The sequence below is a fragment of the Polynucleobacter sp. 35-46-11 genome (assembly GCF_002281105.1).
The window spans coordinates 1-2,346 of sequence record NZ_NCFJ01000399.1; the positions used below are offsets into that span (position 1 = coordinate 1).

The following is a 2,346-nucleotide window of genomic DNA, read 5'->3' on the forward strand; positions in this document are numbered from 1 at the left end:
AGGTTTGCCAAAAGCACCATCGGCATACAACCCAGTAAGCAATTTTCGTCGCGCAAAAATTCGCCAGGAATATATTTTGCAGCGTATGCGGGATTTGTCATACATCACTCCCGAGCAGTATCAAGTTGCCATGGCAGAAGAGTTGCATATTCGGGGCTTGGGAAATGAGTTTAGTACTCGCGCCGATTTTGCTTCAGAGATGGTGCGTCAATTATTGTTTAGTCAATACGGTGAGGCAATTTATTCCCAAGGAATTGATGTATACACCACGCTCTTGAAGGCAGATCAAGATGCTGCATATAGAGCGGTACGTCGCGGTATTTTTGAATATGATTTGCGCCATGCTTATCGTGGTCCGGAAGGTTTCATTGATTTACCGGAAGATGCGACGAAGCGTCAGCGTGCAATTGACGAGGCTTTGTTAGCTTACCCCCAGTTAGATGATTTGCAGTCTGGGGTAGTGCTTGATGTCAAGCCAAAAGAAATGCAGGTCATGATTGCTACTGGGGATGTGATCACCTTAAAGGGTGAGAGCATGAAACTAGCTACTGCTTCCTTAACTGATAGTACTCAACCAAAAAAACGTTTACGCCCTGGTGCCATTATTAGATTGCTATCCGATGGGGGTATTTGGAAGTTGGCACAACTCCCTCAGGTTGAGGCCGCCTTTATTTCTATGAATGCTGATACGGGCGCGATCCTCTCATTAGTGGGGGGGTTTGATTTCCGCCGTAATCAGTTTAATCATGTGACTCAGGCCCAACGCCAGCCAGGCTCCTCATTTAAGCCGTTTATTTATGCTGCCGCAATCGAGAAAGGTTTTTCTCCAAGCACCATGGTGAACGATGCGCCATTATCGATTGGCAGTATGGAAACAGGTAGCCAAGCCTGGGAGCCAAAAAACTATGATGGTAAGTATGAGGGCATGATGCGTTTGCGTATTGCTTTGGCTAAATCAAAAAACTTGGTTTCTGTTCGCCTAATCCGCGCCATTGGCCCCTCCTATGCGCAAGAATATATTCAGCGCTTTGGGTTTGAGGCAGAAAAGCATCCTCCTTACCTAACGATGGCATTAGGCGCAGGCACCGTGGCCCCTTTGCAAATGGCATCCGCATATAGTGTGTTTGCTAACGGCGGCTATCGTGTAGACCCATACTTAATTAATAAGATGACGGATTCAAAGGGTACGGTTTTATTTGAAGCTAAACCTACTCACGCACACGAGGATGCGACTCGTGTATTGGATGCGCGCACAGCCTTTGTGATAGATAGTATGTTGCAAGAGGTCACGAAGACTGGAACCGCCGCAAGTGCAAGAGCGAAATTGGGTCGCTCTGACATTGCCGGTAAAACGGGTACTACTAATGAGTCCCACGATGCTTGGTTTGCGGGATATAACCCGCAGGTAGTTGCAATTGCTTGGATTGGTTTTGATAAGCCGGCAAGCTTAGGTGATCGTGAAACTGGTGGCGGTCTTGCTCTGCCTATGTGGATCTCTTATATGAGCACCGCGTTAAAAGATCAGCCACAACAAGCGCGTGAAGTACCGGCAGGTGTGACTCAAGTTGATGGTGATTGGTTTATCCCTGAGTTCTCTAATAATGGTGGTGTGCGCGAACTGCAGTAGTTCGTCTTAGCAATGGCAAGGCAAGCGCGTACCATTATTCCTGGTCAAGCAATGCATGTCATGGTTCGTGGCAATAATCGGGAAACACTTTTCTTTAATGATTCTGATCGCTGCACCTATTTAGATTGGCTGCGAGAGGCAGCAAAACAATTTGGTAGTGCAGTGCATGCATTCGCTTTGATGCCAAACCATGTGCATCTCTTAATGACTCCCCAAAATGAAGATTCGCTTGCGAAGACGATGCAATCTCTAGGTAGGCGTTATGCCCAGTATTTCAATCAAAAGCACCACCGTTCTGGAACAATTTGGGAGGGGCGTTATCGTTCTTCGCTAATAGACCCTGATTATTTTCTGCGTTGCCAACGTTATATTGAGCTCAATCCCGTAAGGGCTGGCTTTGAATCGAACCCTCAAGATTCAACTTGGACTAGTTTTGCCTCCCACATTGGTGGTAATGCTGAGCCTTGGTTGGTTGATCACCAGCACTTTTGGAAGCTGGGTAATACCCCGTTTGAGCGACAAATGACATGGGCAGGGTTTGTTAAGGAAGGCGCACCTCACTGGGAAGATCGCGAAATTACTGAGGCATTAGTGAGATCCAAGCCTTGGGTCAGCGATATCTATGCAAAGAGCGTATTCAAAGATAATCCTGATCAAGTGCTAATTCGTCATCGTGGACGCCCAAAGAAATTAATACCAATAAATTCAATGACTTAAGT

The 2,346-nt window shown here is 46.6% G+C and carries 2 protein-coding genes; both read left to right on the forward strand.

Annotation, left to right across the window (positions count from 1 at the left end):
* On the forward strand, positions 1 to 1,627 hold a 1,627-nt coding region (locus B7Y67_RS15475; RefSeq protein WP_293599402.1), incomplete at its 5' end, for a penicillin-binding protein 1A.
* 12 nt (positions 1,628 to 1,639) lie between these two features.
* The gene (locus tag B7Y67_RS15480; protein WP_293599403.1) at positions 1,640 to 2,344 is read left to right on the forward strand and encodes a transposase; all 705 of its coding nucleotides are present in this window, start codon (positions 1,640 to 1,642) and stop codon (positions 2,342 to 2,344) included.
* Positions 2,345 to 2,346: the final 2 nt, after the last annotated feature.